The sequence below is a fragment of the Halobacterium yunchengense genome, from assembly GCF_037031165.1.
Taxonomy (GTDB): domain Archaea; phylum Halobacteriota; class Halobacteria; order Halobacteriales; family Halobacteriaceae; genus Halobacterium; species Halobacterium yunchengense.
In genome coordinates this window covers 232,010-258,061 of sequence record NZ_JAYEZL010000002.1, presented here as the reverse complement: position 1 = coordinate 258,061, position 26,052 = coordinate 232,010, and the positions used below count along the sequence as shown (strand labels likewise).

Genomic DNA, 26,052 nt, shown 5'->3' with positions numbered 1-26,052 from the left:
TTCCGGCGGCACGGGCGTCGCCGCCGGGACGGAAACCACTATCAGTGCCGCAAGCAGAGGTAGGGGTATGACCAAGCGACACGTCTCCCTGCCGGACGACGCGGAGGCGACGCTCCGCGGGTTCGTCTCGGCGGTGGACGACCGGCTCGCGGCCGCGAGCGGGCCCGACGAGCTCGCGGACGCCGTGGCGGAGACGCTCGTGGACCTGCACGGGGACCGCGACGCCTACGAGGCCTGGCGGAACGACGAGTCCGTCTCGCCCGTGGAGGCGGCGCGCCTCCAGAACTACGACCCCCGGCACGCCACCCTCGAGTCCGAGTACTACGCGGAGAAAGACGAGGCGGCGTTCGCGCGCTCGAAGCCCCTGCAGTGGCTGTGGCGGCAGTTCGACGGCACGCCGCTGGCCGACAACGTGGCGTTCGCGCTGCGGTTCCGCCGGATGCTCGCCGGCCACCTGTTCGCGGACGTCGGCGACGACGTCCGGCTGTTCAAGGGCATCACGATGACGTACGGCCACAACATCGAGATCGGGGACAACGTCGTGGTCCACGACGACGTCCACCTCGACGACCGCGGGAAGCTCACGGTCGGCGACCGCGCGAGCGTCAGCGACGGCGTGCACGTGTACACGCACGACCACGACGTCGTCGACCAGACCGAGGTCGAGAACTACCACACGGTCGTCGGCGACGACGCCCGCGTCACGCAGGGCGCGATGGTGCGCGCCGGCGTCCGCGTCGGCGAGAACGCCATCGTCGGCGCGCGCTCGGTCGTGCAGGGCGACGTGCCCGACCACCACGTCGCGGTCGGCAGTCCCGCGAAGTCCGTCAAGGTCAAGCCCGGCTGGGAGTCGGTCGCCGACCCGGTCGAGGACGCCAACGAGAACCGGCAGGCCGAGCGCCGCATCGACGACGACCTGCCGGACGACCTGGACGCGTTCGACGAGTTCCAGCGCGACCTGTCGCCGCCGGACGCGTGACCGCCGGGCGGACGGCGCGCCGGCGGGCCGGCCCGGGGCCAAGGCTGAATAGGCTCGGCGTGCTAACGTCACGCATGGAGTGGGGGTTGTTCGTCGTCGCGGTCCTGCTCGTCGCGGCGCTCCAGTTCGCGGTGTGGCGGCGCCTCCAGCACGGCGACCTCGGCGCGTCCGAGTCGCGGCCCAGCACGGAGCCGCCGCGCGCAGCGGACCGACAGCACCGCGACGCCGACGCCGCAGGCGACCCCGACGTCCGCCTGTGTCCGGCCTGCGGCGCGCAGAACGACGCCGACTACCGGTTCTGCTGGGACTGCACGAGCGCGCTCCAGCCGTGACGCGCGCCGTCGCCGTCAACGTCGCCGCGAACACCAACCAGCCCGGCTTCCGCGGGCCGCTGCGCGCGGACGGCTCGTTCGTCTACGTCCCCATCCCGGAGTCCGAGCCGACGGCGGCGCCGGTGCCGACGTACGCCGACCTCGACCTCCCCATCGACCTGCCCGCGGACGTCCGGGAGACCCGCGTCCACCTCGACCCGTCGTTCGCCGAGTACCCCTGCTGCGAGCGGTACACGTACGGCGACCCCCACGGCGTGAAGGCCCGGCCTCTCCTCGACCTCGAGGCCGGCGACCGCGTGTACTTCTACGCGACCCTCGACGCCCCCGACCGGCCGCGGGACTGGATGGCCGCCGACTGGGGCGCCTACCTCGTCGGGGAGTTCGAGCTCGCCCGCGACCCCGTCGCCGGCGACGACTACGACGCGCTGCCCGCAGAGGAGCGCGCCGCGTTCGCGGGGAACGCCCACCTGCGACGCGACCCGTTCGACGCCGCGGTGCTGCTCGCCGGCACCGACGACTCGCGGCTCTACGACGCCGCGGTCCCGCTGAGCGGCGAGCGCGGCGTCGACGCCAACCGCGCGGTCACCGAGTGGTCCGGCGACTCCGGGAGGGGGCCGTGGTGGCGGCGGCCGCTGCGCTACGACAGCGACGGCCACGCCCGCCTCCGCGAGTGGGTCGACCGCGACCGCGACGCGTATCCGGCCGTCCGCTGACGCCCTCGAGTCGGCGGCGCCACCGGAGTCGCCGTCACGTCCGACACCGCCGTCACCTCGCTCAGCGCACTCCCACCGTCACCTCGCTCAGCGCACTCCCACCGTCACGTCGGTCGCATCGCGCTCGTACCGTCCGTCGTCGGTCACGCGGAACGCCGCGAGCGTGACGACGAGGCGGCCGTCCTCGAGGGTCGCGCGCAGCACCGGCCCCCTGCTCGTCACCGCGACGTATGGGGGCGCCGGGACGGGCGACGCCCGGAGCTCGCCGCCGGCCGCGTCGACGGCGCCGACGAGCACGCCCGGGAGCGCGTCCAGCACGCCGGCCGCCGCGAGGCAGTCCTCGAGGGGGTCGGCGACAGCGGCCGCGTCCGCCGTACTGTCGCTCGCCCACCGGCCGGCCACTGCGTCCGCGCACGCGTCGACAGCGTCGAGGACGTCGCCGCGTTCGGTGCGGACGTACTCGCGGGCGGCGTCGGCGTCCAGTCCAGACACGGGTGTCGCTGGGCCCGGTACCGGGAAGAGCGTTCCGGGCGGCGCTGCGCGGCGACGCGAAAGCACTTACGCGTCGCCGGAGACGTGCCGGCCATGCGCCGCCGCGCCCTCCTGAAAGCCGCTGCGGGAGTCACAGCGACCGCCGGTCTCGCCGGCTGCAGCCAGTTCGGGACGTCCGAGTCGTCCACGACCACCTCCGAGCAGTCGCGCGTCCTCGAGCGCGTCGTCCTGCGCGCGGACACCGACCGCGAGGAGCCCCTCACCCTCACCCTCACGTACGTCGACCCGGAGGGGGACAAGCACCGACCGCTCTGGGGGACCTACAGCGCGCCCGCGTCCGGGAATCTCTACCAGCTCAGCGACTTCGACGGGCACCCGGGCGTCTACAGCCTCACCGTCCACTCCCACGAACACGACAGCGTCGAGACGCTCGTCACGCACGCCGGCCCCGACGACCGCCTCCAGTTCGAGGTCGTCGTCCAGCGCCACGGCGCCGTCTGGGGGAACGTCGGCGACGCCGGCAACGAGGTCTCCATCCCCGGCTACAGCCCGGACGACGTCGGGCCGTCGTAGACTCGGCGGTCGCCGACAACAGCGAGTACGCGCGAGCGACGCATCGAGAGAACCCTCCCGAGCGGCTGTGCGCCGGCCGGGAATCCACCGGAAACGACCAGAACACCGAACGAACAGTCGTGCGCTGGCCGGGAGTCTCGCGAGCAAAGCGAGCGAGACGTCGGCCAGCCCACGAGCTGTCGAACGAAGTGAGACTGCGAAGTGCGCTGGCCGGGAATTGAACCCGGGCTATGAGCTTGGGAAGCTCATGTCCTACCACTAGACCACCAGCGCTCACCTCGACACTATCCGAGCGCCCCACTTGAACGTAGCGCTTCGGCCGGTGGACGTTCGTCCACGAATCCGCGGGCGGCGCCTGGGTTTTAGTCGGCTGACACCGAAGCCAGTGGCGATGACTGCACCAGACACTGTGGAGCCACTGGACCTCCGGTTCTCGGAGGCGGAGCTGGCCGCGCGCCGGGAGCGCATCGAGTCGTTCGTCGGCGACCGGCTGGCGGCCGCGGGCGCGGAGCGGGCGGTGCTCGGACTGTCGGGCGGCATCGACTCGACGACCGTCGCGCACCTGGCCGTCGAGGCGCTCGGCGCGGACGCCGTCCACGGCCTCGTGATGCCGGGCGCGGTGTCCAGCGAGCAGAACATGAGCGACGCCGAGCGCGTCGCCGAGACGCTGGGCGTCGAGTACGACGTCGTGGAGATCGACCCGTTCGTCGACCTCCTGACGGACCGCTACCCGGCCGCCGAGGGCGACCAGCTCGCGGTGGGGAACGCGCGCGCTCGCACCCGGGCGGTGCTGAACTACCTCGTCGCGAACCACGAGGACGGGCTCGTGCTGGGGACGGGGAACCGCACGGAGGCGCTCGTCGGCTACTTCACGAAGTACGGGGACGGCGCGGTGGACTGCCACCCCATCGGGAACCTCTACAAGATGCAGGTCCGCCAGCTCGCCCGCGACCTCGGGGTGCCCGAGGACCTCGTGACGAAGACGCCGACCGCGGAGCTGTGGGCCGACCAGACCGACGAGGAGGAGCTCGGCGTGGACTACGACACCATCGACGCGGTGCTCGCGTTGCACGTCGACGGGAACGTGCCGGCGTCCGCGACGGCGAGCCACCTCGGGGTCAGCGGGGACGTCGTGGAGACGGTCCGCGGCCTCCACGAGCGCAGCAGGCACAAGCGCGCCGTCCCGCCGGCGCCCTGACCGGGTGTCTGGGCCGGCGCGGCCCGCCGCCGGTCAGTCCTCGAAGGGGTCGGCGGCGAGCAGGCGGCCGAACGCCTCGGCTTCGCGGCGGTCCGTCGTCTCGCGGTCCGCGTCGTCGGCGAGGAGGGCGTTGAGTTCGCGGAGCGCCGCGGCGTCGTTGTCGGCGATCTCGTCGGCGACGGCTCGCGGGTCCTCGACGACGCGCGAGACGAGGCCGACGTCGCGGGCGGCGTCGGCGTCGACCGTGCGGCCGGACAGCGAGAGGTCGGCGGCGTGGGTCGCGCCGACCGCGCGCTGGAGGCGCCGCGTGCCGCCCCACGCGCCGAACAGGCCGAGGGTCACTCCGGTCTCCGCGAACGACGCGTCCGGCGTGGCGACGCGGACGTCGCAGGCCAGCGCGAGCTCCACGCCGCCGCCTCGGGCCGCGCCGTCCACGCCGGCGACCACGACGCTGTCGGCGTCCTCGATGGCGTTCATCGTGCGCTGGCCGCGGCGCGCGAACGCCGCGCCGCCCTCGCCGTCGAGCCCGCGGACGGTGTCGAGGTCGGCGCCCGCGCAGAACGCGTCGCCGGCGCCGTGGACGTACACCACGGGCTGGGCGGCGCCGGCGACGGCGTCCCGGAGGTCGTCGAGCGCGTCGGGCGTCAGCGCGTTCCGCGCGGCCGGGCGGTCGAGGGTCACCGCGCGGACCGCGTCGTCGTCCTGCACGCGAAGCATACCGGGGGTGGGCGGTGCTTTCCAAAGGTCTTTGCCGTTCCCGCCGCAACTTCCGCGTGATGGAGGAGGCCGAGCAGGCGCGGGCGGCCGCCCGGGACGCCGTCGCGGACATCGAACCCGACGGCCTCCGGGCGGTCATCGACGACCACGTCGCGTCGTCCTCGATGCTCCCCGGCGTGCTCGCGGTGCTGAGCGCGCGAGCCGTCGACGGCGCAGCCGACAGCGAGGCCGTCACGCGCCGGGCGGCGGGCGTCCAGCTCATCTACGAGGGGCTGCGCACCACGAGGGACCTCGTCGCCGAGGAGCCGTGGGCGCACACCGACGAGGACGACCCGGACAGCGACCTCGACGTGCTCGCCGCGGACGTCCTCGTCGCTCGGGGCTTCCGGCTGCTCGCGCGCACCGAGGCCGCCGGCCACGCCGTCCAGACCGTCCGCGAGTTCGGCCGCCACGAGACCGACAGCCAGGAGGACCGGACGCCGACGTCGCGGTCCCTCGAGGCGAACGTCTTCGAGCTCGCCGCCATCGCCGGCGGCACGGCGGCGGGCGGCGAGACGCCGCTGGCGCTCCGCCAGTACGTCGTCGGCCTCGCTGACGACGCCGACGTGCCGCTCCCGGACGCCCGCGAGACCCTCCCGGAGGAGGTCGAGGACGTCCTGGCGCGCGCCGGCAGCCAGGCGGTCGACGAACCGCTCAGCCCGACGTCTGCGGGCGACCACTGAATCGAAACGCCTAAAGAAGTCGCCGGCCCTTCCTTCGAGTGCGCGCCTGGGTAGCTTAGCGGTAAAGCGCGTCCTTGGTAAGGACGAGAGCCCGGGTTCAAATCCCGGCCTAGGCTCTTTCCGCGAGGGACTGTGCGACGAGCAGCCGCCGTCGCCGCGATTCGAGCCGGTCAGTCCCAGCGCGACTCCGGGGGCGACCGCCCGAGGTCGTCGAACTCCCGGCTTGGGCCCCGTTCTCCCTCGCCCGACGAACTAAGTGTTCGCGCGGCGACAACGACGAGTATGCGGAGTTACACGATCGCGAGCGTCTGGGGCATCCCGATCCGCGTGAACACGTCGCTGTTGATCTTCCTCCCGATCCTGGCGTGGCTCATCGGCAGCGGCGAGCAGATCGGGCTGTACGCCGGCCTCATCGAGGGGTTGACGGGCGTCGGGTTCGACGTCGACGTGCTCGAGGCGGGGTCGACGCCGTGGGTCATCGGCGTGGTGGCGGCGCTCGGGCTGTTCGTGAGCGTGACCGTCCACGAGCTCGGGCACTCGTGGGTGGCGCTGCGGTACGGCATCGAGATCGAGTCGATCACGCTGTGGATCCTCGGCGGCATCGCGTCCCTGAAGTCGCTGCCGAAGGAGTGGAACCGCGAGTTCTGGATCGCCATCGCCGGTCCGGTGTCGAGCGTGCTGGTGGCGGCGGTCTGCTGGGCGGTGCTGGTGGTGTCGCCGGCGTCCCTGGCGGTGCCGCGGTTCGTGCTCGGCTGGCTCGCCATCACGAACGTGGTGCTGGCGGGGTTCAACCTGCTGCCGGCGTTCCCGATGGACGGCGGCCGGATCTTCCGCGCGCTGCTGGCGCGCCGCCGGTCGTACGGCGCGGCGACCCGCATCGCGGCGCGCGTCGGCGTGCTGTTCGCGTTCCTGTTCGCCATCGTGGGCGTGCTGACGTTCCAGATCATCCTGCTGTTGCTCGCGCTGTTCATCTACGGCGCGGCGACGACGGAGTCCCGGACGGTGCTCGTGGACGAACTGCTGGAGGGCATCACGGTCGGGGACATCGCGACGCGCGAGCCTCCGACGGTGGCGGCGTCGACGACCGTCGCCGAGTTCGGCCGGCAGTTGCTCCAGGACCGCCAGGACGTCCACCTGGTGGTCGGCGAGTCCGGGGAGCCGGTCGGCGTGGTGGCGCTCCGCGACCTGAAGGGCGTGAAAGAGGGCGACCGCGAGACGGCAACGGTCCGGGAGGTGATGCGGGAGGTGCCGACCGTCGAGGCGGACGCGGACGCGTTCGACACCCTGGTGGTGCTCCAGCAGGCGGGCGGGAACGCGGCCGTCGTCGAGGACCGCGGCGAGTTCGTCGGCGTGCTCAGCGAGGGCGACTACTCGCACGCGCTGACGATCCAGCGGGGCTTCCGCGGCGGCGTCCCGGCGTGACCTAGAACGTCCTTCGAGGCTGCCGGGGACGTAGTATTCTGGATGTGCGTATTGGGGGAAGACGTAACACCCGTTCCGTGTTGTGTGATAGCATGCCACTCGAGACGGCCTGGGGCGACCCGAATCAGTGCCCGTTCTGTGGCGGCGACCTCCCCTCGCCGGGGAGCGGCTTCGTCGACCACGTCGACGACAACCCGGACTGCAGCGACGCCTTCGACGCGTGGCGCGGCCGCGTCGCGAGGGACGTCCCGCGCGGCTGGCCGGGGTGACGACGCGGACTCGCCCCCGAGGCGCCGTCGGGCCGACGGGTCGCCGACGCGCTCGGACTCGCGGTCCGCGGCCGCCTCGCGGTGCCGTTCGACGCGTTCCTCCACGCGCTCGGCGACCCGCCGACGTTGTACGCCACGGAGCACGCGACGAGCACGCCACCGACGAGCAGTGTGTCAGTCACGGGTCGGCGGGCAGGTAGTCCGGTCTCGAATTTACGGGTTACTCGCCGCCGACCGGGCGGGAAACGCGGGAAAGTGGGAGTGGGGGGAGTGCCGGACGCGCGGGGGGAGGATGGGAGAAGTCGACGCGCGTCCAGTTCGACCGATTCTCCCGGTGCATTATAAAGATTCGTCAGACGGAGCGCCCGCGGAGGGGAAACCACTACGGCGTCGGCCGCGTTGGCCGCGGTATGCACGGACTCGGTGTGCCGCTGGCGACTCCCTTCGAGGACGACGGCGCGGTCGACCACGCGGCGCTGGCGGACCTCGCGGCGTGGGTCGTCGAAGCGGGCGCGGACTTCCTGGTGCCCTGCGGGTCGAACAGCGAGGCGGAACTGCTGACGGCGGCCGAGCGCGCGGCCGTCGTGGAGACGGTCGCGGACGCCGTCCCCGGGGACGTCCCGGTGCTCGCCGGCACCGGCAGTCCCGGCCTCCGGGAGACCGTCGAGGCGACCCGGGCCGCCGCGGACGCCGGCGCGGACGGCGCGCTCGTCGTGACGCCGTTCTACTACGACCACGACCAGGACGGCCTGGCGGCGTACTACCGGGCGGTCGCGGACGCGTCGCCGCTGCCCGTCTACCTCTACAGCGTCCCGAAGTACACCGGCGTCGCGCTCGAACCGGAGACGGTGGGCGCGCTGGCCGCCCACGGGAACGTCGCCGGGATGAAGGACTCGTCGGGCGACCTCGCGGCGTTCCAGCGGACGCGGACGGCGACCGCGGACGCGGACTTCGAGCTGTTCGTCGGGAGCGGCGGCGTGTTCGCGGCGGCGCTGGACGCGGGCGCGGACGGCGGCGTGCTCGCGCTCGCGAACGTCGTCCCGGAGCGCGCCGGCGAGATCCGGGACCGCCACGTCGCCGGCGACGACGCGGCCGCCCGCGAGTGCAACCGCCGCGTCCTCGAACTCAACACCGCGGTCACGGCGACCCACGGCGTCCCGGGACTGAAGGCGGCGATGCGGTCGCGGGGCCTCCCGGCGGGCACCGTGCGGTCGCCGCACCGGCCCGTCGACGAGGAGACGGCCGCCGACCTCGCCGCCCTGGTCGAGGACGCGCTGCCGTGACCGCGCGGCGGAGTAAGCCGCTCCTACTCGAAGTAGTGTCTCATTACTGTCACTCTTCGGAAGGCCCTTAACGCCGCGGCGCCGGACGTAGCAGCATGGAACGACGCAGATTCCTCGGCGTCGCGGGCGCCGCCGGCCTGGGGGCGCTGGCCGGCTGCACGAGCGCGCTGGGCACCGTGGCGCCGCCGGACGTACCGCAGGACCAACTGGACGAGGGCGGCTGGACGCGGACCGACCGCAGCGAGGACACCGTCTTCGAGGAGAGCTACGGCCCCGTGGACGTCGTCGCGAAGTCCACGACGCTGACGTTCGAGGACGAACAGCTCGCCGCGGAGGTCACGGAGAAGACCCTCGGCCAGATCGAGGGACGGCTCGCCATCTACGCGGCCTCCCACATCAACTTCTCCCCGGACCTCAACAACCTCCCGGGGAACGTCGGCCGCGAGGAGGTCGTCGGCGAGGTCGAGGCCGCCGCGCGCGACCAGTTCGAACAGCGGATGCGGGACAACGGCCTCGAGAACGTCCGGGAGACCGGCGAGGAGGCCTTCCAGACGGACTCCGGGAAGTCCCCGGGCGTCACGACGTACGAGGCGACGTTCCCCGTCGGCGACATCGAGTACGACGCGGGCGGCGAGACGATGTCCATCGACGTCGGCGACATCGCGGTCGCGGGCGACCTCGCGGTGTGGAACGAGGGCGACTACGTCGTCGTCGCGGGCGGCGCGTACCCCGCCGAGAACTACGCCACCACCGAGACCGAGGAGCTCTCGGAGGCCATCACCGTGACCGTCGACGTCGACCTCGGGCTGACGCCCGACGAGTACCGCTCGGAGGTCCGGGGCCTGATGGCGGCGACGCGATGACCGCCTGGGCGGCCCTCTTCGAGCGCGCCGCCGCCTACGACGTGGACGTCGACGACGTCCGGGAGTCGCTCGCGGCCCACCGCGGCGGCGACCGGGGGCACGGCGAGCGCGACGAGCACACCGGACTCGACGAGGGCGGCGATGCCTGACGTGGACCCCGCGCGGGTCGTCGCGGACGCCGACGTGCTCGCGGCGGACCTGTTCGTGGACGGCGACGCGCGCGCCGCGCTCGACCACGTCCGCCGGCACTCCTGGGTCGACCTCGCGGTCAGCGGCCACCTCCTCGACGACGCCGAGGCCGTCGCCGCCGCGCTCGGCGACGCCGCGCTGGCCGCGGACTGGCGGGAGACCCTCGAGGCCGAGGCGGTCGTCGTCGACCACCCGGCGGGCGACCAGCCCGCGCTCGCCACCGCGCAGGCCAGCGGCGCCGCGCACGTCCTCGCCTACGACGAGACGCTGCGGTCGGCGCGGACCGCCGCCGAACTGAGCGGGCGCGTCGACGTCAGCGTGAAGGCGCCGGACGCGTTCGCGCGCCTGTTCGACCCAGAGGCGCTGTACGCGGCGGTCGTCGGCGGCGACTACCCCGGCCCGGACCGCGACCCCAGGGCCTGACTGCGGCGGTCGGACCGCTACGACCGGCGCTCGGCCAGCCAGTCCGCGAGCTTCGCGAGCGCGCGGCCGCGGTGGCTGAGCGCGTTCTTCCGGTCGGTGCCCATCTCCGCGAACGTCTCGCCGCCGTGCTCGAAGATCGGGTCGTAGCCGAACCCGCCGTCGCCGCGGGGCGCCACGAGCGTCCCCTGCACGCTCCCCGCGAACGTCTCCGTCGTGTCGCCGTCCGCGAACGCCACCACGCAGCGGAACGCCGCGCGGCGGTCGTCGAGGCCCTCGGCGAGCTGCCAGACGCGCTCCACGCCGAGCGTGTCCTCGACGTACGACGAGTACGGACCCGGGAAGCCGTCGAGCCCGCGCACGAACAGCCCCGCGTCGTCCACGATCACGGGGACGTCGTCGCCGCCGGCCTCGAAGGCGTCCTCGGCGCCGCGGGCCGCGATCTCCGCGAGGTCGCTGCTCTGGACCTCCACGTAGTCGTAGTCGTGTTGCTCGACGTCGTAGACGCCGTCGAGGTACTCCTCGGCCTCCCGGACCTTCCCGGGATTCGTCGTCGCGAACCGGAGCGTACGCATACCCCGACCTCGACGCGCAGCGAGTTGGAAGCGTCGGTTCCGGTCAGTCGTCGACGACGACCTCGACGGCCTCGTCGCGCTCGGCGTCGTCCTCGCCGCCGCCCTGCTGCTGGTGCCACAGCAGCGCGCCGGTGACCGCGACCACGACCCACGACCGCCAGTTCGCGAGGTTCAGCGTGTACCCGATGCCGAACGGCTTCTCCACGAGCATCCCCTCGCCGGGCTGCCAGTACGAGGACAGCATCCGGCTCAGCTCCGGGCGCTCGAAGTTGTACGGCACCCCGAACAGTTCGCCGCGGGACGGTTTGTCGACCATACCCGGTGGTTGGTCGGCGCCGCTCAAATCAGTTTGGGCGACGGCCCCGACCGCGGCCGGCTCGCCGCGACGGGGCGCCTACTGGTAGCGGCCCCGGCCCTCGATGGCGCGCAGCTGCTCGAGGACGCCGGGGTCGCCGGCCGTCCGGTAGGCGTCCTCGAAGGCCGCCACCAGGGGACCGGGGTCGTCGGCGGTGCCCGCGAGGCTCTGCTCGAAGACGTGGCAGTCCATCGCGTAGTCCTCGACGTCGTCCGTGTAGTAACCGAGGCCGAAGTCGATGAGGAACGTCCGGTCGTCGCCGCCGACCGCGGACAGGCGGACGTTCCGCGTGGTGGGGTCGCCGTGCACGAACCCGTCGGCGTGGACGGCCGCGAGGTGGCGGCCGACGTCACGGACGCGCGCCTCGCCGAGCGCGTCCCGGAGGTCGGCGTCGCCGACGCGCTGCAGGACGAGCGTCGCCTCCGGGACGTCGACGTCCCACACCAGGGGCGTCGGCACGCCGACGCGGCGCGCGTCGCTGGTCAGCCGGGCCTCCAGGACCGTCCGGTCGCGGCGCAGGCGCGCGTCGAGGGCGCCGTGCCGGTAACCCTTCGGCAGCCGCGCTTTCACCACGCGGTCGCCCTCGAAGCGCACCGTCGCCTCCGCGCCCTGCACCACGTCGCCGTCCGGCCGCGCCGGCGGCTCGGGGTCCCGCCACGTCACGTCAACCTCGTCCGGCCGGAACTGCGAGTCGATAGCCGAGTCCGCGACGGCGAGCGTGTCGCCGGCCGCCGCCATCTTCGCGCCGAGCACCGCGATCATCCCGGCGTTGTCCCGGAGGAACCGCGGCTCGGGCGCGTGGAACTCCGCGCCGCGCTGCTCGCACATCGCCGCGAGCATCCCGCGCAGGCGCTCGTTCTGGCCGACGCCCCCGCCGAGGACGAGCTCGTCGCGGCCGGTCAGCGAGAGCGCGCGCTCGCTGACCTCGGCGAGCATCGCGAACACCGTCTCCTCGAGGCCCCGGCAGACGTCCTCGACGGGCACTCCGCCGTCGTAGGCGTCCTTCGCGGCGCTCACGATGCCCGAGAACGAGAAGTCCATGCCCTTCACGACGTACGGGAGTTCCGTGTACTCGCCCGCCCTCGCGTGCTCCTCGACCTTCGGGCCGCCGGGGTGGCTCCAGCCGACGTGGCGCGTGAACTTGTCGAGGGCGTTGCCGACGCCCGTGTCCATCGTCTCGCCGAGCACGCGGTACCGGCCGTTCCGGTACGCGAGCACGTGGGCGTTCGCGCCGCTGGCGTTCAGGCAGACGGGCGCGTCGAACCCCGACTCGTGGCGGCCGATCTCGAGGTGCGCGACCATGTGGTTGACGCCGACGAGCGGCACGTCGAGGGTCTGGGCGAGCGCGCGCGCCGCCGACCCGACGATGCGCAGGCACGGCCCCAGTCCGGGCCCCCTGGAGAACGCCACCGCGTCCACGTCGCCGTCGGCCTCCTCGAGTATCTCGGCGACGACCGCGGGGATCGCCGACCGCATGTGCTCGGCGGCCTCGCGCGGGTGGATGCCGCCGCGCTCGGGCTCGTAGGCGTCGGACTCGACGACGACAGAACCGGTCCCGGAATCGTACAGCGCCGCGCTCGCACACCACGCAGTGCCCTCGATTCCGAGAACCCGCATCTACCGGGCTACTCCCACTCGGTGTAGCCGCACTTCCCGCAGTGCTTGCGGTCGCCGTGGTCCGCGAGGAACGTGTCGCCACAGCGCGGGCACGTCTCCTTCTCGGTCGTGCCGTCGTCGCCGTAGTAGTCGCCGCGCGGCATTATTCGGCCTCCTCCGCCTCGGCGTCGGCCTCGCCGTCGTCGTCGGCGCCGATCTTGTTCCGCTCGAGCATGTGCTCGTGTTCGACCTCCGCGGCCGCCTCCGGCGAGTCGTAGGTCTTCGCGCGGCCGATGGTCTTCCGCATCCCGAACTTCGTGTCGAGTTCGTGGACGACGACCTCCTCGCTGTCCTTGTCCAGCTTCGCCGCGAGGCTGTCCCGCACGGACAGCCGCGACGGCGTCGCGTCCTCGTGTTCGACCTCGAATTCGACCTCGGTCCGGTGGAGCAGCGGGTTCTCCTCCTGCTCCAGAATCTCGATTTCCATGGTCAGTTGTCCGTACATGGACGCGAAATAAGTAAAAGGATTTCGAAGGGCGGTTTCAGCCACCGAGACCCGCCGTCAGCCAGCCCTCGACCGGGCCGCCCGCGTCAGTCCACGATATCCCAGAACGCCCCGGTCGTCTCCAGGCGCTCGCAGAGCGCCCGGGCCCGCGCGGCGACCGCGCTCGTGACGTTCACGAGCACCATCCCCTCGCCGGGCTGGCCGTAGACGACGCTAGCGTCCGCGGGCGCGAGCAACACCGCGGGCAGCGTCGCCAGGTCCTCCTCGCCGGTCACGGACACCACGGTCGACCCGTCCGCGCGGACGGCGTCCGCGAGCGCCTCGAGGAGTTCGACGGACACCGTCGCCGGGTCGCTCTCGACCTCGACGGTGCGGTCGGCGTCCGGCCGCCCGCCGGCGACCGCCTCGGAGACCGCCTCGCGCTCGGTCTTCCCGTCCACGACGGCGACCTTCGGCGGCGCGCCTGCCTCGACGAGGTGGTACGTGACGACGTCGCCGACGGCGATCACGGGGCTGCCCGCGTCCGCCAGCAGGTCGTAGACGTCCTCGTAGACCGGCCCGAGCGGGTCCTTGAACGCGCCGCGGGCGTCCGGCGGCAGCGTCGCGGCCGCGCGAGCCACGCTACCGGACCTTCAGCGCGTACTCGCCCGCCTCCGAGACCTCCATCTTCTCTGCGATCTCGGATTTCTCGGGGTGGGTGATGACGACGTAGCCCGCCCAGTCCTCCGTGAGGCTCGTCGACGAGCAGTACGGGCACATCTCCTCGTCCGGTTCGACGATGCGGTGGCAGTCGTGGCAGGCCAGGCGGTTCGACGCCATCTACTCCGCCTCCCCGGGCGCGTCGCTGAGTTCCTGCTCGCGGTCCTCGCGCAGCCAGCCGTGCTTGCCGAGGCCGGGCTGTTTCGCGGTCAGCCCGATCTTCGACTCGCGGGGGTTGCGCTCGTCGATGCTCTTCGTGACGATGCGCGCCCGGACCGCGTCGCCGGTGCCGATGACGCTGTTCGACTCGCGGGACGCCAGCTGCTGGTTCTCCTCGTCGAACGCGAGGTACTCGTCGCTGATCTGGGAGACGTGCAGCAGGCCGTCGACGGGCCCGATGCCGACGAACGCGCCGAAGCTCACGACCTCGACGATCTCGCCGTCGACGACCTCCTGCATCTCGGGGTCGAACGTGACGGCGTCGAACTCCGCCTCGAAGTAGACGCCCGGGCGGTTCGGGAGCACCGCGCCCTCGCCGAGGTCGTGGACGGCGGTGACGGTGACGACGCTGCCGATGTCCTCGTCCATCCGTCCCTCCAGTTTGTCCTGCAGTAGCCGCTTCACGAGGTCCGGACTCACGTCCCCGAGGTGTTCGGGGGGGACCTCTACCGTGTCCTTCAGCCGTGCTCGCTTGTACATTTATGGTCGAGTGATGGTCAATTGATTCCGGCCCCTTAAATGGATTACCGGCACGCCGGCGTCGAGCAGCCGGTCCCGGAGCGGGGCGTCGTTCGTCACGACCGCGTCCACGTCGCCCGCGGTGGCGAGTTCGTAGAGCGCGTCGTCGGCGTACGATTCGGTGGCTGCCACGGTCGCACAGCGGTCCGCCAGGTCCGCCCCCACGCTGGCCGCCTTGCCCGCCTCGCCGCCGGTCGCGGCGAGCTTCTCGAGTTCCGCGCGGACGGCCGCGGGCACGACCGCCTCGTAGTCCTCGAGCAGCCGGTCGAGCTCCTCGAAGACGCGAACGCCGAACTCGACGGGCAGCATCAGCGCGTTGGCGTCCATGGCGACTCGCATCACCCCGTGAGCGTGCCGACGCCGATGAGCCGCCAGCGCGCGCCGACGCGGCGGTTGATGGCGATCTTCGACCCCTCGGGCGCGCACACCGGCCGCTTCAGCTGGACGTCGCACTCGCCGTCACGGGCGCTCGTCACGGAGCCGACCGTGGTCGCGGTGCCGACGGTGAGCATCAGCGGCTCGCCCGTGGAGATGTCCTCGACCTCCTCGCCCTCCTCGGCGCCGACGAGGCGCTCGAGGAGGTCGACCTCCATCGTGAACGAGTCCCACGTCGGCGGGAGCGTGCCCGGCGGCCCGGCGACCTGGCCGGCGAGCGCGTCGCCCTTCGTCAGACTCGGGTCGAGGCCCGTGCCGACGCCGAGCAGGCCGCCCGGCGACACCGAGTCGACGGTCTCGCCGCCGGCCTGGAGGCTGCGCACGCCGGTCGTCACGGGCCGCCACTCCGTCTGGCCGCCCTCCTCGACCTCGCGGCCGGGCCGGAGTTCGATGGCCTCGTCGGCCTCGAGTTCGCCCTGCACGAGGCTGCCGCCGAGCACGCCGCCCGTCAGGCCCTCCCACTCGGTGCCGGGCTTGTTGATGTCGAACGACCGCGCGACGTACATCCGCGGGTCCGCCGACGGGTCGCGGTCCGGCGTCGGTATCTCGCGCTCGATGGCGTCGATGACGAGGTCGACGTTGATCTCCTGTTCGGCGGAGACCGGGACGATGGGCGCGCCCTCCGCGACCGTGCCCTCGACGAACGACTGGATCTGATCGTAGTTCTCGCGGGCCTGCTCGGCGTCCACGAGGTCGACCTTGTTCTGGGCGACGACGATGTTGTCGATGCCGATGATGTCCAGCGCCATCAGGTGCTCCTCGGTCTGGGGCTGGGGGACCGGCTCGTTCGCGGAGACGACCAGCACCGCGCCGTCCATGATGGCGGCGCCGGAGAGCATCGTCGCCATCAGCGTCTCGTGGCCGGGCGCGTCGACGAACGACACCGTGCGCAGCACCTCCGTCTCGGTGCCGTGCTCGGGGCACGTCTCGGCGACCGTGTAGCACTCCGGCTCGTCGCAGTCCGGGCACCGCCGCAGCGTCGCGTCGGCGTACCCGAGGCGGATGGAGATGCCGCGTTTCATCTCCTCGGAGTGCTGGTCGGTCCACTCGCCGCTGAGCGCTCGGACGAGCGTCGTCTTGCCGTGGTCGACGTGTCCGACCAGTCCGATGTTCACCTCCGGTTGTCGGTGATTGCCTGCCATGTTCACAGAGTAATCTTGCGTGGATTTCGCCCCGAACGACTGATAAACCTACTGTTACGCGGTCGCCAGCCAGGGGCCGCCTCGCGCCGCGAGACGAGCGAACGCCTCCCGGCCACCGCCGTTGTGCGTCCGCGCCGGGCGGGACGCACCGTTTATCCTCGCCGGCCACGTACCGGGCGACCGTGCGAGAGTTCGGGTTCGAGCTCCGGCTGTGCGCGCACCTCGAAGCCGGCGGCGTCCCCGGCGTCGGCGAGCCGGGCGTGGTCGCGCGCCAGCTCGGGACGAGCGTCCACGAGGCCGGCGGCCGCATCGTCGACGCCGTCTGCGTGCTGCCGGGCCCGGCGTTCGACGACCGCGTCGCCCTGACGAGCGACGGGATTCCGCCCGCCGCGCTCGACGCTGACGTCCCGGTCGGCGAGTACGAGCGCGTCACCAGGGTGTTCGACCGGCCGCCGGAGCGCGCGCGAGCGCTCGCCGAGCACGGCGCCGACGCGGGCTTCCTGGACGTCGACCGCCGCGGCGGCCAGACGGTCGTCCGGCAGACCACCCGCTACCCGGACTGGGTCGGCGGCCTCGTCGGCGTGGAGAACAAGCCCGACCTCGGGCGGCCCGGCGGCCTCGCGCGCCAGCTCCGCCACGACGCCAGCCTCGGCGTGCTCGACTACGCCGTCGTCGCGACCGAGAGCCACGTCACGCGCGCCCACCTGAACCGGTTCCCGGACGAGGTCGGCGTCTGGCGCGTGGACTTCGACCGCGAGGACCCAATCGAGGTGATCCGCCAACCGGAGCGACTGGACGCCGAGGGACCGGGCCTGGAAGTCCTCGACGAGAGCGCCGGGAAGACCGACGTGTGGCCGGTGACCGCCGCGGAGAAGGCCCGGCAGCGCCGCCGCGTCGCCGAGCGCGCGTACGGCAAGGGCTGGCGGACGTACGACCGCCCGGCGTGCGCGAACGCCGACCGCGGCGCGGAGGCCGACGCGGCGGCGCTGCCGTTCTGCGCGTACAAGGACCGCCTCGTCGACGCCGCCGCGGAGTGCGGCCCCGACTGTCCGGGCTACGACCCGGCCGACCCGCCGGACGCCGACCTCGACGCCGAACGCGAGCGGAACACGCCGTGGCGCGCGGACGCCGGCGGCCGGCGGCGGCAGTCCGGGCTCGACCAGTTCTGACCTACAGGTCGAAGGACTCGCCGTCGACGGCGAGGTCGTCGTCGAAGGCCTCGTCGGCGGGGTAGAAGTGCGAGACGTGGACGACCCGGGTCGCTGTGGCGTCGAGGTCGTCGCCGAGCGCGAGCGCGCCCTCCCTGGTCATGTGCTTGGTGCCGAACGTCCGCGGCACGCCGTCCGCGTCGGGGTGGCGGCCGCCCTCCGGGTGGTAGTCCGCGAGGTGCGCGGGCACGATGCCGTCCGCGAGCAGGAGGTCGGGGTCCCGCATCGCGTCCAGTGACGCCTGCGGGACGTCGTAGGTGGTGTCCCCGGAGAGGGCGAGCTTCGAGCCGTCGCGTTCGACGACGACGCCGTAACACAGCAGCGGCGGGTGGTCGACGGGGACGAGGGTCACCTCGAAGCCCGCCGCCGCGAACGGTTCGAGCGGCGCGACCGGCACCGCGGCGACGTTGTCGAGGTAGTCGTACCGGCGGCGCACCGTCGCCGCGACGCTCTCCCCCGTGACGGGGTCGGTCTCGTCGGCCGCGTACACGGGCAGGTCGTCGAACAGCCGGTAGGCGTTCCCGAGGCCGTCCAGGTGGTCGAAGTGGATGTGGGAGACGACGCCGGCGTCCGGCAGCGTGACGTCCTCGCGGAGGAACTGGGAGCGGAAGTCCGGGCTGAAGTCAAGCAGGAGCGCGTCCTCCCCGTCGTCGGACGCGACGTGGACGGCGAACCGCGTGCGCTCGACGCCGCGCTCGCGGGCCGCCTCGCAGGTGTCGCAGTCGCAGCCCGGCGTCGGCGTCCCCGTCGTGTCCCCGGTGCCGAGCAGCGTGACCCTCATTCGGCGTCCCGGTCCCGGCCGTGGTCGTGGCCGTCGCCCTCGCCGTGGTCGTGGCCGTCGCCCTCGCCGTGGTCGTGGTCGTGGTCGTGCGCCTGCCCGCCGTTCGCCGCGGCGGCGTCCGGGTCGTCGATGGCCTCCTCGAGCGTGTCGAGGTTGCGGAGGTGGTCGCGGTCCTCGAAGTCCTCGACGGCGTCCACGAGGTCGGCCTGCGTGAGCGTCGTGCGGTCCTCCACGAGCGCGTCGAGGACGGCCTCCCGGAGCACCAGCCGGAGGTCGCTGCCCGTGAGGCCGTCGGTCTCCGCGGCGAGCTCCTGGGGGTCGAAGCCCTCGACGTCGAGTTCGCGCGTGACGACCTCCAGGATCTCCGCGCGCATCCCCTCGTCCGGCCGCGGGAACGACAGGATCTCGTCGAAGCGCCGCCACGCCGCCGCGTCCAGCTCGTCGGGGTGGTTGGTCGCGCCGATGAGCAACACGTCGTCGTTGACGAGGCTGACCTCGTCGATGGACTTCAACAGCGTGTTGACCGCGCGCTTGATGGCGTTGTGCTCGTCGCCGGTGCGCGTCGTCGCGACGAAGTCGAACTCGTCCATGAAGAGGATGCACGGCGACAGCCGCTTCGCCACCTCGAAGACCTTCTCGACGTTCTTCGCGGTCTCGCCGAGGTACTGGCTCGTGATCATCGACAGCTTCACCTCCACGAACGGCAGGTCGAGCTGGTGGGCGAGCCCGCGCGCGGTCGACGTCTTCCCCGTTCCCGGCGGCCCCACGAACAGGAGCTTCCCGATCTCGCTGAGGCCGATGGTCGCGAGGTAGTCCCGGTGCTCGATGGCCTTCGCCACCTTCGAGATCTCGGCCTCCTGCTCGTCGGTGAGCACGATGTCGTCGAGGGTGACGTCGATCTCCGCCGGCGACCGGACCTCCACGAGGTCCAGCATCTCCTCGTCGTCGCCGTCGAAGTACTCGCCGAGCAGGCCGTCGATGTACTGGGGGTCGGCCTGGACCGGCCGGTTCGCCTCGCGGGCGGCCTCGTAGTCCACGTCGAACTCGTCGTCGAGCACGAACGCCAGCACGGGGTTCTCGCGGACGCGGTCGGCGTCCGCGCGCTCGACGAACCAGTCGATGGCCAGTTCGTCGTCGACGAGGCTGACGTTCCCCGCGAACGTGTCCCGGTCCGTGAACATCAGCCCGGAGACGGCGTCCCAGGGGTCGTCGACGCCGCTGCCCTCGCGGACGGCGTCCTCGGTCGTCTTCGGCGGTCGCGGTACGCCGTCGTCGGCCCACAGCGCGCTCCGGTGGGCCGGCGGCAGGTCGTTCTCGTCGAGGTCCCCGTGCTTCTCGTAGACGCGAGCGGTCAACAGGAATTCGACGACGTCGAGCGCTGCAGTCACTAACCGTAAGCTATCCCCCGGGGGCGCATAAGGGCGTCGCAGTCGCCTCGGCGCTCCCGGTGAGCACTCGGACCGTCACGCGCTCGACGCCGCCGCGGACCGCGGACACCGTCACGCGCTCGACGCCATCGCGGACGACGGCGTCACGCCGTCGCGTTCTCGTGGACGTAGAACACCACCGGCCGCGCGTACTGGTAGCCCTGGTGGACGGACCGCGAGTAGCCGTGCTCGGCGAGGTCGACCTCCAGCTGGGACTCGTCGCTCTCGAGCATGACGACGACGGGGGGCTGCCGTTCGACGATGGTCTCGGACTGCAGCGTGCTGGAGACGTTCGACCCGTAGCGCTCGAAGTACCACGGCAGCGGCAGGCGGTCGAACCACCCCTCGTAGCCGCCGTGTGTGAGGTTCAGCGACACCGACCGCTCGTCCTCGGCGTCGTTGTAGAACTCCTCGCCGTAGAACAGCACGTCGACGCCGTCGTTGCGCTCGGAGGCCGCGTGGACCTCGCGGAGCGTGGGCTGCATCTCGCCGGACGGCTGGGCGTACTGCACGAGGGGGTTGTCCGGGCCCTGCGCGTTCGCGTACGTCGTCTGCGCGGCGACCGCGCCCGTGCCCGCGGCGGCGACCACGAGCACGATGGCCGCGGCGCGCGCGGCGGGCGCGTTGCCGGCGGCGACGGCGGCGCGGCCGCGCTCGAAGACGAGGGCGGCGCCGACGCCCGCGGGAACGGCGAGCGGGACGACGGCGTTGATCATCGACCACGCGGCCGAGATGTCCGCGACCGCCGGGTAGCCGTAGACGCTGAACGCGCCCCAGTACAAGCAGGCCGCGACGACGGGCCGCGGCTCGTCGGTGGCGTACCGCTCGTGGAGGAAGCCGACGACGGCGAACGCGACGAGCGCGGTCGCGCCGACCGCCAGCACCGTCAGGTCGTGTTTCAGGAACTCGACGTAGGAGTGCTGTTGCATGTCCGTCGACCCCCACAGCCGCATGAACTCGCTCCACGAGCCCAGGGTCGCCCGCCGCAGGACGCCGGGCAACAGTTCGGGGTTCCGCAGGCCCTCGTAGAGGCCGGGCTTCGGCGCGTAGAACGCCACCACGACCACGGCGAACTCGACGAGTGCGGCCCCGAGGTGGAGCTTGTACCGCCACGCCGCGCGGGCCGCGCGGACGGCGGCCGCCTTCGCGACGTCGAAGCGGCTCTCGTCGGCGGCGCTCGCGAGCACGAGGCGGCCGTCGAGGACGAGCGCGAGCGCGCCCAGCCAGCACACCGGGTAGAGGAGCGCGTTCTCCTTGGTGGTGAACGCGAGCCCGAACGGCAGCGCCGCCGCGTACAGGTACCGCGCCTTCCCGGTGTCGAGGGCGCGCACGAACAGCCCGAACGCCGCGAACATGAACGCCGCGAGCAGGAGGTCGTTGCGCATGAACCGCGAGTAGTACAGCAACAGGGGGTTGCCCGCGAAGAACAGCGCGACGGCGACGACCTCCGGCCGCGACAGCCGCTCGCGGAGCAGCCACGGCGTCACCACGAGACCCGCGCCCGCGACCGCGACCACCAGCCGCATCGTGAAGTCGGAGGCCCCGAGGAGGTCGAAGAGGACGCCGTTGACGTGCGGGAGGAACGGCCCGTGGATGATGGGGCGGTACGTCCACGCGCCGACGTCCATGTAGTGCAGCGTCCAGTGCGCGACCCGGGCCTCGTCCTGGTGGGCGACCCGCCAGCCGAGGTTCCAGACGCGCGCCAGGAGGGCGACGGCCGCGAGAGCGGCGAGCGCGACGGCGACCCGCCGGCCGGCGCGCCGGTCGCCACGGGACCGAGACATACCACGGCGTTGCGACGGGGGCGATAAACGCTTTCCGATGAGTGCGACCGGTGTCTCACTCCACGAGTAAACGGCCAGCAGGAGGCGCCGCGTTGTCTGAGGTTTAAGGTGTGTCGACGCAAGACGGAGGTATGGGAAGCGACACCACCCCGGTCATCGCGGCGGCGTACCGAACGCCACAGGGCAAGGAGGACGGCGCGTTCGCGGACGTCCGCAGCGAGGACCTCTCGGTCACGCTCGTCGACCACATCCTCGACGAGCACGGCCTCACCAGCGACCACGTCGACGACCTCCAGTGGGGCGTCGCCCAGCAGCGCAGCGAGCAGGACAACAACGTCGCGCGCGTCATCGCGCTCCTCTCGGACCTCGGCGAGGACGTGCCGGCGGCCTCGATCAACCGCTGGTGTGCGTCCTCGATGGAGGCCATCATGCGCGCCGCCGACTCCATCGCCGCTGGCCAGCGCGACGCCATCGTCGCGGGCGGCGTCGAGAACATGAGCCGGGTGCCGATGGACGGCGACTCCTACCAGTACCTCCACCCGGAGCTCTCCGAGCACTACAACGTCCCGGCGCTCCAGATGGGGATGACCGCGGAGGCGGTCGCCGAACGCCACGGCGTCAGCCGCGAACAGCAGGACGAGTACGCGCTCCAGAGCCAGCGGCGCGCCGCGGAGGCGACCGACTCCGGACGCTTCGACGACGAACTCGTGCCCGTCGAGACCGACGACGGCCTCGTCGAGGAGGACGAGGGCATCCGGCGGGACACCTCCATGGAGGCGCTGAGCAAGCTCCCGACCGTCTTCAAGAGCGACGGCACCGTCACGCCGGGCAACGCCAGCCAGATCTCGGACGGCGCGGCGGCGACGCTCGTCACGAGCGAGGCGTTCGCCGACGAGTACGGCCTGGACGTGCTCGCGCGCGTCGGCGACCACAACGTCGCTGGCGTCGACCCCGAGGTGATGGGCATCGGGCCGGTGCCGGCGACGAGGGGGCTACTGGAGCGCACCGGCCAGTCCATCGACGAGTTCGACCTCGTCGAACTCAACGAGGCGTTCGCGTCCCAGACCGTCTACTCGCGGGACGAACTCGGCGTCGACAACGAGCGGTTCAACGTCAACGGCGGCGCCATCGCCATCGGCCACCCCCTGGGCGCGAGCGGCGCGCGCCTCCCCGTCACGCTGCTCCACGAGATGCAGAAACGGGACGCCGAGAGGGGGCTCGCGACGCTGTGCGTCGGCTTCGGCCAGGGCGCTGCCATCACGTTCGAGCGGTAAGCCCCGGTCCCCGTCCGGCGGTCGGTCCGCCGGGCCGATACCACGAGATTCATACCGCTGTCCCGAGTCTCTCCGAGCGATGCGTTCGGTCGGCGTCGTCGTCCCCGCCTACGACCCGGACGTCGAGGCGCTCGTGGCGTACCTCGACGCGCTCCAGGAGACGCTGGACCCCCAGCGCCTGCACGTCGAACTCGACGCCGGGTCGGCGGCCGCGGTCGACGCCATCCGCGAGACGTCGGCGACCGTCAACAACGCCGACCGGCGGCGCGGGAAGGGCGCCGCGGTCACGGCCGGGTTCGAGGCGCTGGACACCGACGTCCTGGCGTTCGCGGACGCCGACGGCGCGACGCCCGCCGACTCCCTCGCGGCGGTGCTGGCGCCCGTGCTCGACGGCGACGCCGACCTCGCCGTCGGGTCGCGGCGCCACCCGGACGCCGAGGTCGCGAGCCACCAGACGTTCGCGCGGCGGTTCCTCGGCGACGGGTTCGCGTGGCTGGCCGGTCGCCTGCTCGACGTCAGCCTCTACGACTACCAGTGCGGCGCGAAAGCCGTCACGGCGGCGGGCTGGCAGCAGGTCCGCCCGCACCTCTACGAGGCGGGGTTCGCGTGGGACGTCGAACTCGTCGCCATCGCGGGCGCGCTCGACCTCCGCGTGACGGAGGTCCCCATCGCGTGGGAGGACCAGCCCGGGTCGACGGTGTCGCCGGTGCGGACGCCGCTGGCGCTGTTCCGCGCGCTGCTGGCGGCCCGCCACCGCGCGAAGCGGCTGCGGGACAGCACGCTCCACGAGGCGCTCGCGGCCCACCGCGACGAACCGCCCGCGCTCGTCGACCGGCACCGATGACGGCGGACGACCGGCTGCGTTCGGCCGTCCCGGACCGATTCGAGGCGCTGGCGTCGACGGTCCGGTTCGGGCAGTTCGTCTCCGTCGGCGCCGTCGGCGCTGCGTTCGACGTGACGACGCTCGTGCTGTTGACGTCGGCGTTCGGCGTGCCGGCGGCGTACGCGAACGTCGCCAGCATCGAGACGGCCATCCTCGTGATGTTCGCGGTGAACGAGCGCTGGACGTTCGCCGGCGAGGGCGCGATGGACGCGCGGTCGCTCGGCAGGCGGCTGCTGCGCTCGCACGTCGTGCGCGCCGGCGGGTCGACGCTCCAGTACGTGCTGTTCGTCGCGGTGTTCTACGGCGTGTCCGTGGAGCTCGCGGTCGCCGGCGTCGACCTCTGGCTGGTCGCCGTGAAGGGCGGCGCCATCGGCGTCGCGATGTTCGTCAACTACGTCTTCGAGAGCCTGTTCACGTGGCGCGTCCACGAGGACGACGCGTAGCACCCCACTGGTCGACGGGCCACGCGTCCGGTAGCCGACGCCCGGCACGCCGGTGGTCGACACTCGGCACTCCCGGGACGGTACGCGAGCGCGAGTGAGAGCGGCGCCGTCAGTCGTGGGGGAGCGGCGCCATCAGTCGTGGGGGTGACACCACTCGAGGGCGTCGCGGACCGCGTCCTTCCGCCCGAGGAACGTGAGGTGGTCGCCGCGCTGGAGCGTGAAGTCCCCGGTCGGCACCTGGTTGTCGCCGTCGCGGCCGACGAGCGCGATGATCGCGCCGTTCGGCAGCTCCTCGTCGAGTTCGTCGACCGTCTTCCCGATGATGTCCTCGGAGGTGACCTCGACCTCCTGGACGTCGCCGGCGCGGCCGATCTCGGTCATCCAGTTGGCGAGCGCGGGGCGCTCGATGAGGTTGTCGATTCCCCACGCGGTCGCCATCGACGACGAGACGGTGCGGACGCCGAGGTCCTCGAACGCGTCGACGTTGTCCGGGTTGTTCGCGCGGGCGATGATGGTGTCGGCGTCGAACTTCGAGTCCGCGAGCTGGGCGACGAGGAGGTTCACGTCGTCGTCACCGGTGGCGGCGACGACGATGCGGGCGTTCTCCGCGCCGGCCGAGCGCAGCTCCTCGGTGTCCGTGCCGTCCCCGTGGTGGACGGTGAACCCCTCGTTGCGCGCCCGTTCGACCATCTGTGCGTCCGATTCGACGAGGACGACGTTCTCACCGCGGTCTTCGAGGCGCTCGGCGAGCGCGCGACCGACGGTGCCGCCGCCGACGATGATGACACGCATTGGGATCACTTCGAGTGCTTCTGCGATGTGCCTGGCGAACCCTCCCTCGAAGACGACGGTCAGGAGGATGACGAGGAAGACGACGCCGACCAGGAGGTCGGCGGCCGGCTCCATGCCGTTGCCCTGCAGTTCGACCGCGAACAGCGTCGCGACCGAGGCGGGGATGATGCCGCGCGGCCCGACCGCGCTCATGAACGTGCGCTCGGCGAGCGTGTAGCGGTCGCCGCGCGTCGACAGGAGGACGCCGAGCGGCCGCACGAGCAACGCGACGACCGCGACGACGGCGAGGCCGCCGACGCCGAGCGCGAGGAGGTTCTCGAAGGACAACAGGGCCGCGAGCGCGATGAAGACGAACGAGAGGACGACCAGCGTCACGTCGCCCTTGAACGCCTCGATCTCCTCCTCGTACGGGAGGTCGGCGTTCCCCAGCACCATCCCGGCGGTGGCGACCGCGGCGATGCCCGCCTCGGTGCGCATGAAGTCGGCGCCGCCGTACGCGACGAGCGCGCCGGCGAGCACGACGAGGCGGGCGTTCTGCGGGGCGTTCCCCCGGGAGAGGTCGACGTGGTCGAGGAGGTACCAGACCGCGGCGGCGACGAGCAGTCCGAACAGCACGCCGACGCCCAGGCGGACGGTGAAGTCCTCGACGACCTGCGCCGTCGTGAACCCGGGGTTGTTGACGACGCGGAAGACGACGACGGCGAGGATGGCGGCCGTGACGTCGTTGACGACGCCCTCCGTCTCGAGGGCGGCGCCGACGCGGTTGCGCACGGGCACGATGTCGAGGATGGGCGTGATGACCGTCGGGCCGGTGGCGACCAGGAGGCTGCCGACGAGGAACGCCATGTCCCAGCGGGCGTCGAGGAACAGGCGGACCGCGAGCGCCGTCCCGAGCAGCGAGATGGCGGCGCCGATGGTGGTGAGGCGGACGGCGGCGCCCGGCGCCTCCCGGAGCTTCGAGAGCTTCAGGTGGAACGCCCCCTCGAAGACGATGATGGCGACCGAGAGGCCGACGATGCCGGACAGCGTCTCCGCGCCGCCGAGCGCGTCCAGCGTGACGACGCCCAGCACCTCGGGGCCGACGACGATGCCGGCGACGACGAAGAACAGCACGCTCGGCACCTGGAGGCGGTCGGCGAGCACCTGCGCGGCGACGCCGAGCGCGATGATGGTCGCGACCAGCGGGATGAGTTCGGAGCTCACGGCGACTCCTCCGGTGCCTGCATCGTCCCGTGGTTCACCG

32 protein-coding genes and 2 tRNA genes are annotated in these 26,052 nt (G+C 72.4%); 17 read left to right on the top strand and 17 right to left on the bottom strand.

Annotation, left to right across the window (positions count from 1 at the left end; translation table 11 throughout):
- The first annotated feature begins 67 nt into the window (after positions 1 to 67).
- The 3 genes from U5911_RS06550 (at position 68) to U5911_RS06540 (ending at position 2,024) form a co-directional block, all read left to right on the top strand.
- The gene (locus U5911_RS06550) at positions 68 to 979 is read left to right on the top strand and encodes an acyltransferase (RefSeq protein WP_336036152.1); all 912 of its coding nucleotides are present in this window, start codon (positions 68 to 70) and stop codon (positions 977 to 979) included.
- Positions 980 to 1,053: 74 nt separating this feature from the next.
- Complete coding sequence (locus U5911_RS06545; RefSeq protein ID WP_336036151.1) at positions 1,054 to 1,311, top strand: DUF7577 domain-containing protein; 258 nt, start codon at positions 1,054 to 1,056, stop codon at positions 1,309 to 1,311.
- Positions 1,308 to 2,024 (top strand): Nmad3 family putative nucleotide modification protein, encoded by a 717-nt coding sequence (locus U5911_RS06540; protein WP_336036150.1) that lies wholly within the window; start codon positions 1,308 to 1,310, stop codon positions 2,022 to 2,024. The genes U5911_RS06545 and U5911_RS06540 overlap by 4 nt, the downstream gene beginning before the upstream one ends.
- A gap of 87 nt (positions 2,025 to 2,111) precedes the next feature.
- On the opposite strand, the gene U5911_RS06535 is transcribed toward U5911_RS06540, so the two are convergent.
- Positions 2,112 to 2,516: a DUF7988 family protein gene (locus tag U5911_RS06535; protein WP_336036149.1), complete on the bottom strand. Its 405-nt coding sequence runs from the start codon at positions 2,514 to 2,516 to the stop codon at positions 2,112 to 2,114.
- A gap of 93 nt (positions 2,517 to 2,609) precedes the next feature.
- Between U5911_RS06535 and U5911_RS06530 the strand changes: the two genes are divergently transcribed.
- Entirely contained in the window at positions 2,610 to 3,089 is a 480-nt protein-coding gene (locus U5911_RS06530; protein WP_336036148.1) for a hypothetical protein, read from the top strand.
- A 202-nt stretch (positions 3,090 to 3,291) separates the two neighbouring features.
- Here U5911_RS06530 and U5911_RS06525 read toward each other — a convergent pair.
- Positions 3,292 to 3,362: transfer RNA gene (locus tag U5911_RS06525), tRNA-Gly, on the bottom strand.
- A gap of 118 nt (positions 3,363 to 3,480) precedes the next feature.
- Between U5911_RS06525 and U5911_RS06520 the strand changes: the two genes are divergently transcribed.
- Complete coding sequence (locus U5911_RS06520) at positions 3,481 to 4,287, top strand: NAD+ synthase (RefSeq protein ID WP_336036147.1); 807 nt, start codon at positions 3,481 to 3,483, stop codon at positions 4,285 to 4,287.
- Positions 4,288 to 4,320: 33 nt separating this feature from the next.
- Here U5911_RS06520 and U5911_RS06515 read toward each other — a convergent pair whose 3' ends face one another.
- Positions 4,321 to 5,004 carry an enoyl-CoA hydratase/isomerase family protein gene (locus U5911_RS06515; protein ID WP_336036146.1) on the bottom strand — a complete coding sequence of 228 codons (684 nt, stop codon included), beginning with the start codon at positions 5,002 to 5,004 and terminating at the stop codon, positions 4,321 to 4,323.
- Positions 5,005 to 5,063: 59 nt separating this feature from the next.
- Here U5911_RS06515 and U5911_RS06510 point away from each other — a divergent pair, with 59 nt between their 5' ends.
- The 8 genes from U5911_RS06510 (at position 5,064) to U5911_RS06475 (ending at position 10,175) form a co-directional block, all read left to right on the top strand.
- Complete coding sequence (locus U5911_RS06510) at positions 5,064 to 5,726, top strand: DUF7114 family protein (protein ID WP_336036145.1); 663 nt, start codon at positions 5,064 to 5,066, stop codon at positions 5,724 to 5,726.
- A 44-nt stretch (positions 5,727 to 5,770) separates the two neighbouring features.
- Positions 5,771 to 5,842 (top strand) — tRNA-Thr (locus U5911_RS06505).
- Between the two features lie 166 nt (positions 5,843 to 6,008).
- On the top strand, positions 6,009 to 7,148 hold the full coding sequence (locus tag U5911_RS06500) for a site-2 protease family protein (protein WP_336036144.1): 1,140 nt from the start codon (positions 6,009 to 6,011) through the stop codon (positions 7,146 to 7,148).
- A 92-nt stretch (positions 7,149 to 7,240) separates the two neighbouring features.
- Positions 7,241 to 7,417, top strand: a complete 177-nt coding sequence (locus tag U5911_RS06495) for a DUF7501 family protein (protein WP_336036143.1) — start codon at positions 7,241 to 7,243, stop codon at positions 7,415 to 7,417.
- A gap of 410 nt (positions 7,418 to 7,827) precedes the next feature.
- Positions 7,828 to 8,700 (top strand): dihydrodipicolinate synthase family protein, encoded by an 873-nt coding sequence (locus tag U5911_RS06490; protein WP_336036142.1) that lies wholly within the window; start codon positions 7,828 to 7,830, stop codon positions 8,698 to 8,700.
- 95 nt (positions 8,701 to 8,795) lie between these two features.
- Positions 8,796 to 9,563, top strand: a complete 768-nt coding sequence (locus U5911_RS06485; protein ID WP_336036141.1) for a DUF6517 family protein — start codon at positions 8,796 to 8,798, stop codon at positions 9,561 to 9,563.
- Complete coding sequence (locus tag U5911_RS06480; protein ID WP_336036140.1) at positions 9,560 to 9,712, top strand: hypothetical protein; 153 nt, start codon at positions 9,560 to 9,562, stop codon at positions 9,710 to 9,712. The genes U5911_RS06485 and U5911_RS06480 overlap by 4 nt, the downstream gene beginning before the upstream one ends.
- Entirely contained in the window at positions 9,705 to 10,175 is a 471-nt protein-coding gene (locus U5911_RS06475) for a DUF7384 family protein (RefSeq protein ID WP_336036139.1), read from the top strand. The genes U5911_RS06480 and U5911_RS06475 overlap by 8 nt, the downstream gene beginning before the upstream one ends.
- Positions 10,176 to 10,192: 17 nt before the next feature.
- Here U5911_RS06475 and rdgB read toward each other — a convergent pair whose 3' ends face one another.
- The 10 genes from rdgB to U5911_RS06425 form a co-directional block, all read right to left on the bottom strand.
- Positions 10,193 to 10,747, bottom strand: coding sequence for an RdgB/HAM1 family non-canonical purine NTP pyrophosphatase (rdgB, locus tag U5911_RS06470; protein ID WP_336036138.1), 555 nt, complete (start codon positions 10,745 to 10,747; stop codon positions 10,193 to 10,195).
- Between the two features lie 43 nt (positions 10,748 to 10,790).
- A complete protein-coding gene (locus U5911_RS06465; RefSeq protein ID WP_336036137.1) occupies positions 10,791 to 11,063 on the bottom strand; it encodes a DUF5808 domain-containing protein in 273 nt (90 codons plus the stop codon).
- Positions 11,064 to 11,141: 78 nt separating this feature from the next.
- Positions 11,142 to 12,719, bottom strand: coding sequence for a bifunctional N(6)-L-threonylcarbamoyladenine synthase/serine/threonine protein kinase (locus tag U5911_RS06460; RefSeq protein ID WP_336036136.1), 1,578 nt, complete (start codon positions 12,717 to 12,719; stop codon positions 11,142 to 11,144).
- Positions 12,720 to 12,727: 8 nt separating this feature from the next.
- Positions 12,728 to 12,862, bottom strand: a complete 135-nt coding sequence (locus tag U5911_RS06455) for a 30S ribosomal protein S27ae (protein WP_336036135.1) — start codon at positions 12,860 to 12,862, stop codon at positions 12,728 to 12,730.
- A complete protein-coding gene (locus tag U5911_RS06450; protein ID WP_336036134.1) occupies positions 12,862 to 13,185 on the bottom strand; it encodes a 30S ribosomal protein S24e in 324 nt (107 codons plus the stop codon). The genes U5911_RS06455 and U5911_RS06450 overlap by 1 nt, the downstream gene beginning before the upstream one ends.
- Before the next feature lie 104 nt (positions 13,186 to 13,289).
- A complete protein-coding gene (locus tag U5911_RS06445) occupies positions 13,290 to 13,823 on the bottom strand; it encodes a GTP-dependent dephospho-CoA kinase family protein (RefSeq protein WP_336036133.1) in 534 nt (177 codons plus the stop codon).
- 1 nt (position 13,824) lies between these two features.
- Positions 13,825 to 14,022, bottom strand: a complete 198-nt coding sequence (gene spt4 / locus U5911_RS06440; RefSeq protein WP_336036132.1) for a transcription elongation factor subunit Spt4 — start codon at positions 14,020 to 14,022, stop codon at positions 13,825 to 13,827.
- Positions 14,023 to 14,601 (bottom strand): DNA-directed RNA polymerase, encoded by a 579-nt coding sequence (locus U5911_RS06435; RefSeq protein ID WP_336036131.1) that lies wholly within the window; start codon positions 14,599 to 14,601, stop codon positions 14,023 to 14,025. It lies immediately after the preceding gene.
- Positions 14,602 to 14,967 (bottom strand): DUF188 domain-containing protein, encoded by a 366-nt coding sequence (locus U5911_RS06430; RefSeq protein WP_418771527.1) that lies wholly within the window; start codon positions 14,965 to 14,967, stop codon positions 14,602 to 14,604.
- A gap of 11 nt (positions 14,968 to 14,978) precedes the next feature.
- Complete coding sequence (locus tag U5911_RS06425; protein WP_336036129.1) at positions 14,979 to 16,217, bottom strand: translation initiation factor IF-2 subunit gamma; 1,239 nt, start codon at positions 16,215 to 16,217, stop codon at positions 14,979 to 14,981.
- A gap of 182 nt (positions 16,218 to 16,399) precedes the next feature.
- On the opposite strand from U5911_RS06425, the gene U5911_RS06420 reads away from it, so the two are divergent.
- Complete coding sequence (locus U5911_RS06420; protein ID WP_336036128.1) at positions 16,400 to 17,386, top strand: DUF5787 family protein; 987 nt, start codon at positions 16,400 to 16,402, stop codon at positions 17,384 to 17,386.
- Between the two features lies 1 nt (position 17,387).
- Here the strand turns inward: U5911_RS06420 and U5911_RS06415 are convergent, their stop codons facing one another.
- From U5911_RS06415 to U5911_RS06405, 3 genes are all read right to left on the bottom strand, one after another.
- Positions 17,388 to 18,206: an MBL fold metallo-hydrolase gene (locus tag U5911_RS06415; RefSeq protein ID WP_336036127.1), complete on the bottom strand. Its 819-nt coding sequence runs from the start codon at positions 18,204 to 18,206 to the stop codon at positions 17,388 to 17,390.
- Complete coding sequence (locus U5911_RS06410; protein ID WP_336036126.1) at positions 18,203 to 19,594, bottom strand: ATP-binding protein; 1,392 nt, start codon at positions 19,592 to 19,594, stop codon at positions 18,203 to 18,205. Before U5911_RS06410 ends, U5911_RS06415 begins: the two co-directional genes overlap by 4 nt.
- A 143-nt stretch (positions 19,595 to 19,737) precedes the next feature.
- Positions 19,738 to 21,417: a flippase activity-associated protein Agl23 gene (locus U5911_RS06405; RefSeq protein ID WP_336036125.1), complete on the bottom strand. Its 1,680-nt coding sequence runs from the start codon at positions 21,415 to 21,417 to the stop codon at positions 19,738 to 19,740.
- 131 nt (positions 21,418 to 21,548) lie between these two features.
- Between U5911_RS06405 and U5911_RS06400 the strand changes: the two genes are divergently transcribed.
- The 3 genes from U5911_RS06400 to U5911_RS06390 all read left to right on the top strand — a co-directional run bounded on the left by U5911_RS06400 (position 21,549) and on the right by U5911_RS06390 (position 24,017).
- On the top strand, positions 21,549 to 22,691 hold the full coding sequence (locus U5911_RS06400; RefSeq protein ID WP_336036124.1) for a thiolase family protein: 1,143 nt from the start codon (positions 21,549 to 21,551) through the stop codon (positions 22,689 to 22,691).
- A 79-nt stretch (positions 22,692 to 22,770) separates the two neighbouring features.
- Positions 22,771 to 23,535 carry a glycosyltransferase gene (locus U5911_RS06395; protein ID WP_336036123.1) on the top strand — a complete coding sequence of 255 codons (765 nt, stop codon included), beginning with the start codon at positions 22,771 to 22,773 and terminating at the stop codon, positions 23,533 to 23,535.
- Positions 23,532 to 24,017, top strand: a complete 486-nt coding sequence (locus U5911_RS06390; RefSeq protein ID WP_336036122.1) for a GtrA family protein — start codon at positions 23,532 to 23,534, stop codon at positions 24,015 to 24,017. Before U5911_RS06395 ends, U5911_RS06390 begins: the two co-directional genes overlap by 4 nt.
- A 132-nt stretch (positions 24,018 to 24,149) precedes the next feature.
- On the opposite strand, the gene U5911_RS06385 is transcribed toward U5911_RS06390, so the two are convergent.
- A complete protein-coding gene (locus tag U5911_RS06385; RefSeq protein ID WP_336036121.1) occupies positions 24,150 to 26,012 on the bottom strand; it encodes a cation:proton antiporter domain-containing protein in 1,863 nt (620 codons plus the stop codon).
- Between the last annotated feature and the right edge of the window lie 40 nt (positions 26,013 to 26,052).